At 70.2% G+C, this 6,500-nt stretch carries 6 protein-coding genes and 1 pseudogene; 3 read left to right on the plus strand and 4 right to left on the minus strand.

Going from position 1 to position 6,500, the window contains the following annotated elements; genetic code table 11:
• Positions 1–1,978 (minus strand): molybdopterin-dependent oxidoreductase (locus Q0L15_RS10465; RefSeq protein WP_296604178.1); only part of this gene is annotated, 1,978 nt, incomplete at its 3' end.
• Between the two features lie 149 nt (positions 1,979–2,127).
• Positions 2,128–2,736: a TetR/AcrR family transcriptional regulator gene (locus tag Q0L15_RS10470; protein ID WP_296604180.1), complete on the minus strand. Its 609-nt coding sequence runs from the start codon at positions 2,734–2,736 to the stop codon at positions 2,128–2,130.
• A gap of 153 nt (positions 2,737–2,889) precedes the next feature.
• On the opposite strand from Q0L15_RS10470, the gene Q0L15_RS10475 reads away from it, so the two are divergent.
• Genes Q0L15_RS10475 through Q0L15_RS10485 form a run of 3 tightly spaced genes read left to right on the plus strand, consistent with a single transcriptional unit; the run spans position 2,890 to position 5,375 of the window.
• Positions 2,890–4,248: an NAD(P)/FAD-dependent oxidoreductase gene (locus Q0L15_RS10475; protein WP_296604182.1), complete on the plus strand. Its 1,359-nt coding sequence runs from the start codon at positions 2,890–2,892 to the stop codon at positions 4,246–4,248.
• A gap of 33 nt (positions 4,249–4,281) precedes the next feature.
• Positions 4,282–4,731, plus strand: a complete 450-nt coding sequence (locus Q0L15_RS10480) for a carboxymuconolactone decarboxylase family protein (RefSeq protein ID WP_296604183.1) — start codon at positions 4,282–4,284, stop codon at positions 4,729–4,731.
• Positions 4,732–4,736: 5 nt separating this feature from the next.
• Positions 4,737–5,375 carry an HD domain-containing protein gene (locus tag Q0L15_RS10485; protein ID WP_296604187.1) on the plus strand — a complete coding sequence of 213 codons (639 nt, stop codon included), beginning with the start codon at positions 4,737–4,739 and terminating at the stop codon, positions 5,373–5,375.
• Positions 5,376–5,406: 31 nt separating this feature from the next.
• Here Q0L15_RS10485 and Q0L15_RS10490 read toward each other — a convergent pair whose 3' ends face one another.
• Together Q0L15_RS10490 and Q0L15_RS10495 are read right to left on the minus strand one after the other, a co-directional pair.
• The gene (locus Q0L15_RS10490) at positions 5,407–5,595 is read right to left on the minus strand and encodes a hypothetical protein (RefSeq protein ID WP_296604185.1); all 189 of its coding nucleotides are present in this window, start codon (positions 5,593–5,595) and stop codon (positions 5,407–5,409) included.
• Between the two features lie 44 nt (positions 5,596–5,639).
• Positions 5,640–6,500 (minus strand): annotated as a pseudogene (locus tag Q0L15_RS10495) (hypothetical protein); the annotation flags it as partial.

The following is a 6,500-nucleotide window of genomic DNA, read 5'->3' on the forward strand; positions in this document are numbered from 1 at the left end:
CCATCCGCTGGGCCGCGGCGACGGTGTCGGCGAACGTCATCCCCGCGAGTCGGCCTTCGCCGAGCGGCGAGGCCAGCTCGTTGACGCCCACGCGCTCGTAGCGCCACTGGTCGGTGTGGAGGTACCAGAACGGCGTGCTCGCCTGGTGCCGCATCGGCCGCTGCCAGTCGAAGGCGAACGACATGTGCTGCTGCCCGGTGATCGGACGGGCCTTCTCCTGGCCCACGTAGTGGGCCCAGCCGCCACCGTTGACGCCCTGGCAGCCGGTGAGGGTCACCAACGCGATGAACGCCCGGTAGGTCATGTCGGAGTGGAACCACTGGTTGGTGCCCGCGCCCAGGGCGATCATCGAGCGGCCCTGGCTGCGCTCGGCGTTGCGGGCGAACTCGCGGGCGATCCGGGCGGTCAGCTCGGCCGGGACCCCGGTGATCCGCTCGGCCCAGGCGGGGGTGTTGGGCGCGTCGGCGTCGTCGTACCCGCTCGCCCAGTCGCCGGGCAGGTCAGCGCCGTCGACCGTGCGGCGCACGCCGTACGTCGCCATCAGCAGGTCGAAGACGCTGGTCACGGTCAGGCCGGCCACCGTGGTGACCGGGACGCCGCGCCGCATGGTGGTGCCGCCCTCGGTCTCCCCGGTGTCGAACCGCGGGAGGTCGACGGGGACGACGGCGTCGTGGTGGCCCTCGAGACCGAGCGCCGGGACGACGTCGCCGAGGTCGAGGTTCCACCGTCCGGCGCCCTCGGGGCCGTAGCGGAAGCCGAGCGAGCCGTTGGGGACGACCGGGTCGCCGGTGGTGTCGTCGATGAGCACGGTCTTGTGCTGGGCGCCGGTCTCCTGGTCGCCCAGGTCGGCGGCGGTGACGAAGCGGTCGGGGGTCCAGGCGCCGTCGCCGAGGTCGCGCAGCGCGACGAGGAACGGCAGGTCGGTGTAGGAGCGGACGTAGTCGGTGAAGTACGGCACCTGGCGGTCGCGGAAGAACTCGGTCAGCACCACGTGGCCCATCGCCATCGCGAGCGCGCCGTCGGTGCCGGGGTGCGGGGCCAGCCAGTCGTCGGCGAACTTCACGTTGTCGGCGTAGTCGGGGCTGACCGCGACGACCTTGGTGCCGCGGTAGCGGGCCTCGGCGAGGAAGTGGGCGTCGGGCGTGCGGGTGACGGGGATGTTCGAGCCCCACATCACCAGGTAGGTGGAGTTCCACCAGTCACCGGCCTCGGGGACGTCGGTCTGGTCGCCCCAGATCTGCGGCGAGGCGACCGGCAGGTCGGCGTACCAGTCGTAGAAGGACAGCAGCGTGCCGCCCAGCAGCGCGTGGTAGCGGGTGCCGGCGGCGAACGAGGCCATCGACATCGCCGGGATCGGCGAGAAGCCCACGACCCGGTCGGGGCCGAAGGTCTTGGTCGTGTAGACGTGGGCCGCGGCGACCATCGTGGTCGCCTCGTCCCAGCTGGCGCGCACGAAGCCGCCGCGGCCGCGCTGCCCCTTGTAGGCGAGGGCCTTCTCGGGGGTCTCGACGATGTCGGCCCAGGCCGCCACCGGGTCGCCGAGGCGCTTGACGTTGGCCCGGAACATCGTGATGAGCGATCCGCGCACGTAGGGGTGGCGCACCCGGGAGGGCGAGTACTCGTACCAGGAGAACGATGCTCCGCGCGGGCACCCGCGTGGCTCGTAGTCCGGGCTGTCGGGGCCGGTCGTCGGGTAGTCGACGGCTTGGTGCTCCCAGGTGATCAGCTCGTCCTTGACGAACACGTTCCACGAGCAGGAGCCGGTGCAGTTGACCCCGTGGGTGGAGCGCACGACCTTGTCGTAGCTCCAGCGGTCCCGGTAGAAGGAGTCCCAGCCCGCCTCGTCGATCTGGTGGAGGGTGCGGCCGTGGTCGCCCACGTCCTCCTTGGTGAAGAACCGCCGGGCCGCCAGCAGGGCACCCGCTCCAGGAAGCCGGTCGTTGGTCGGGTCAGAGGGCAGGGTGGGTCGGGCAGGCACGCGACAGCGCTCCTTCGAGTGGTCCGGTCTCGAGGTCATCCGGACCGCGTGCGCACCGCGGGCCGTGCGCCCACCCTCGGGCACTCTGCCCCGTGCGACCCCGGGATCAGAGTCCCGAAGTCCCGGGACCAAAGGCCCGGTCGGTCATCTCATCCGGACGCCGGAAGCCCCCTCGCGACCAGATCGATGAGGCCGTTGACGAACGCGATGTCCGTGGGCTGACCGCTGACCAGGAATCGATGATGGATGGCTCCGTAGATCGCGTCGACGGTCGTCTCCAGGTCCAGGTCAGCCCGCACCTGACCCCGTTGCTGCCCGCGGACGAGGATCGCCAGGAACAGGTGCCGACGCTCTCGCAGCAGCGTGCTGCGGTACAGGCCTGCGAACTCCTCGTCCGCCAGGCTGTCCGCGATGAGGCCGCTGACCGTCGTCGCGGCGTGGTCCGTCGGACCGAGGCAGGCCACGAGCGCCATGACGTACTGGCGCAGGTCCCGCAGCGCATCACCCGTGTCGGGTACGACGGTCGATCGGTTCGTCTTGCGCGTGTAGGCCTCGAGCACCAACACCTCGCGAGACGGCCAGTGGCGGTAGATCGTGGACTTGCTGATCCCCGACGCCCGCGCGACGGCATCGACCGTCACCGACCGGTAGCTGACGCGGTCGATCAGCTCGCCCGTAGCATCGAGGACCTTGCGCCGCGTCTCGGCCACCGTGGCTGAGGGCCGCGGACGCGCGGTGGTGATCCGCTCCTGGACCATCGCTCGAATCTAGCAGCGCAGATGACCCCCTGCGCTTCCCCGATGGGACGTTCCGAGCCAGTTCGTCCCACTTCTTCGAGGTTCGCCGCGGTCGCTTCGCAGACTCGCTGGTGGACGGACGAGCCCGTCCGTCCACCAGGAAGGAGAAGCGTCATGCACCGGATCGTCATCGTCGGCGGCGGGTACGCCGGCTTCTACGCCGCCTGGAAGCTCGAGAAGCACCTGCGTCGCAACGAAGCGGAGGTCATCCTGATCGATCCCCGCTCCTACATGACCTACCAGCCGTTCCTTCCCGAGCTCGCGGCCGGCTCGGTCGAGGCACGCCACGTCGCCGTTTCCTACCGCCGCCACCTGAAGCGCACCCGGATCGTCGCCGGACGGGTGACCTTCGTCGACCACGCGCACAAGAGGATCACCCTCGAGCATGCCGACGGGACTCCGGACAGCCTGGCGTACGACACGGTGGTGCTGACCGCCGGTGCCGTCACCCGGACCTTCCCCGTCCCGGGCGTCGCGCGGGCCGCCATCGGCTTCAAGACCATCGAGGAAGCCGTCTATGTCCGCGACACCCTGATCGGCAACCTCGAGAAGGCGGCGTCCACGCCTCCGGGACCGGCCCGGGACCGGTTGCTGACGGTCGTCTTCGTGGGCGGAGGCTTCGCCGGCATCGAGGCCTTCGGCGAGCTGAGGTCGATGACCACCGCCCTCCTCGAGCGCTATCCCGAGCTGACCATGGCCGACACGCACTTCCACCTCATCGAGGCGACGGGTCGCGTCCTCCCTGAGGTCTCCGAGCGCACCAGCACCTGGGTGCGCCACCACCTCGCGGAGCGAGGTGCCTTCGTCCACCTCCACACCCAGGTCGACTCGGCCGTCGACGGCCGCGTCGTCCTGTCCGACGGCCAGGTCCTGGAGACCGAGCTGCTGGTGTGGACGGCCGGGGTCGTCGCGAACCCGCTGGTCACCCGGCACACCGACCTGCCGATCGACGCCAGGGGCCGGGTGTCGGTCCGCCCTGACCTGCGTGTCGGCACGCCCGACCGGATCTACGACGGCGCGTGGGCTGCAGGCGACGACGCCGCTGTCCCGGACCTGACCGGAGCCGGCGTCGGTGCGACGCCGACCGAGCCGGGGACGACCGTCCCGAACGCCCAGCACGCGGTGCGACAGGGGAAGCTTCTCGCGAAGAACATCGTCCGTGCGCTGCGTGGAGGCACTCCCGAGAACTACCGCCACCACAACCTCGGCTCGGTCGCGACCCTCGGGCTCGGGGACGGCGTCTTCCAGTCCGGTCCGATCGTGGTCACAGGCTTCCCCGCTTGGCTGATGCACCGGGGCTACCACGTCCTGGCCATTCCCAGCTGGGAACGGACGTGGCGGGTCGCGGCCGGCTGGCTCAGCAACCTCGCCTGGGGTCGTGACGCCATCGAGCTGCACGAGATCCGTGCACCGCGCTCCGCCTTCGAGGAGGCCTCTGCCCCTCCGCCACGTCGACTGCCCATGGCTTCGTGAACCACCCACCCACTCACAGATTCGAGAGGAACCATGACCCGCACCAACATCGGTGACCGGCACCCGGCCGCCTACAAGACCCTCATCTCGCTGTCCATGCAGGCCGACCAGGACGCCACTGCTGCCGGCGTCGACCCGCTCCTGGTCGAGCTGATCCGCATCCGGACCTCGCAGATCAACGGCTGCGCCTTCTGCCTGCGCATGCACACGCGCGACGCCCTCGCCAAGGGCGAGAGCCCCGACCGGATCGCTGTGCTGCCGGCCTGGACGGAGTCGGCGTACTTCTCCGAGACCGACCGTGCCGCCCTGGGCCTGGCCGAGGCGATCACCCTCGTCCCCGACGGCCACGTCAGCGACGCCGACTACGCCGCTGCTGCGGAGGTCCTCACCGCGGACCAGGTCTCAGCCGTCTCGTGGCTCACGATCGTCATGAACGCCTTCAACCGCGTCGCCATCACCAGCCGCTACCACGTCGGGCCGTGACCGCCATGGACGAGCTCATCGCCGGCATCGCCGTTCCGCAGTCGGCCGCAGCGACGCAGGCCACGCGCCTGGTCGAGGCGACGCTGTCACCGATGCTGTTCCACCACTCGAGGCGGGTGTTCTTCTTCGGCTCCCTGCACGCCGCCGCGCGTCACCTCGAGGTGGACTCAGACCTGCTCTACCTGGCGTCGATCTTCCACGACACCGGCCTGGTGGCGCCGTTCGCGGAGCCGGCGCAGCGGTTCGAGATCGACGGCGCGGACAAGGCACGGAGGTTCGTCCTCGAGCATGGGTTCGACGACGGATCCGCCGACGCGGTCTGGCAGGCGATCGCGCTGCACACCACGCCGGAGATCCCCTCGCGGATGACGCCGCTCATCGCCGCGACGAACCTCGGCGTGCTCACCGACGTCGTCGGCGTCGGTCTCGATGCGCTGGACCCGAGGCTCGTCGAGCAGGTCGTCGCGCGGCACCCGCGCGACGACTTCAAGTCCGAGTTCCCGCGGGCGTACTTCGAGGGGCAGAAGCACCGACCGGCGACCACCTACGGCACGGTGAACGCCGACGTGGTGAGGCACTTCATGCCTGAGTACCACGCGGCCGGCATGATCCAGCGCATCCACGACGCGCCCTGGACCGGGTGAGCTCATCGGGTGAGCGGACCGGGAACCCGAGTCAGGACGTCGATCCCTGCAACATGTCCCGCACGTACCAGGCGACCCAGGCCACCGGGAAGAAGACGCCCGCGATGGCAGCAACAGCGAGCCCGCCACCTCGTCGCCGCTGGCCCACCGCGGTCAGGGCTATGAGCGCGATGACGACCGCCGCCACCGCCAGGAGAACGGCGATACCCAGGGCTGTCATGTACCGACTGTCGCACGACCACCCCTCAAGGAAGATGGGGTGCGTCAGGACGCTCGTCGGTAGTCGGGGTGGATCTCGATGTCGATGGGTGGTTGATAGAGCTCGGCTACCAAGGGCTTCCGCGGGGTCTCAGCACGGGAGGCAGCTCGGGGCGTGCTGGGGATCCGGCGGGTGCCGGTGTGGTCGACGAGGTAGAACGCGCCGTGGGGGTCGCGCCAGACGAGGATCCCGGGGAAGGGTTGTCGGACCTGCCATCGCCCGTGCGTTTTGACTCTGTGATGTCGCTTGGACATCGGGCCGTAGTTGCCGATGCCGCTGACACCGCCTTGGGCGTGCGGTTTGGTGTGGTCGATCTCCATCGATCGGGAGGTGCTGGAGGCGTAGGGGAAGATGTCGGCCGGCGTCATCAGATGCACGGCCCGCCGATGTCGATCCGGGATCTCCCAGGCATCCACCGGCGCCTGACCGGCCAGATCGAGCACCGGGCGGATCGTGAACTTCGCCCGCGGACTCAACATCTCGCGGACCCATTCGTTGGTGACCGCTCCGTGGCCCTCCACGCGGGCGATGCCTTCGGCGTCGGGGCCGGCGTAGGTGTGCACGAACAGCTCCACCCGGGGCAGCAGGTCGGCGATGTCGGTGTCGTCGGCGGCGCCGGTGACCAGCAGCAAGAACGCGTGCACCCGCCGCTGGTCCTCGGTGGCCAGGTGCGCCGCCTCCGGCTGATCCTTGGCCACGGCCTCGAGCCTGGCGGCGCGCGCGGTCACGGCCGCGTCGATCACGTCGATCGTCGCGATGTCGGCGCGCACCAGGAACGAGGCCATCCCGTGGGCCCCGTCCTGGGTGGTGCCGCGCAGCTTCTTCGCGAATGTGGCCTGCGCGGCCCGCTGCTCCTTCTCGCGGCC

The sequence above is a fragment of the Nocardioides sp. genome, assembly GCF_024509035.1.
GTDB lineage: Bacteria > Actinomycetota > Actinomycetes > Propionibacteriales > Nocardioidaceae > Nocardioides.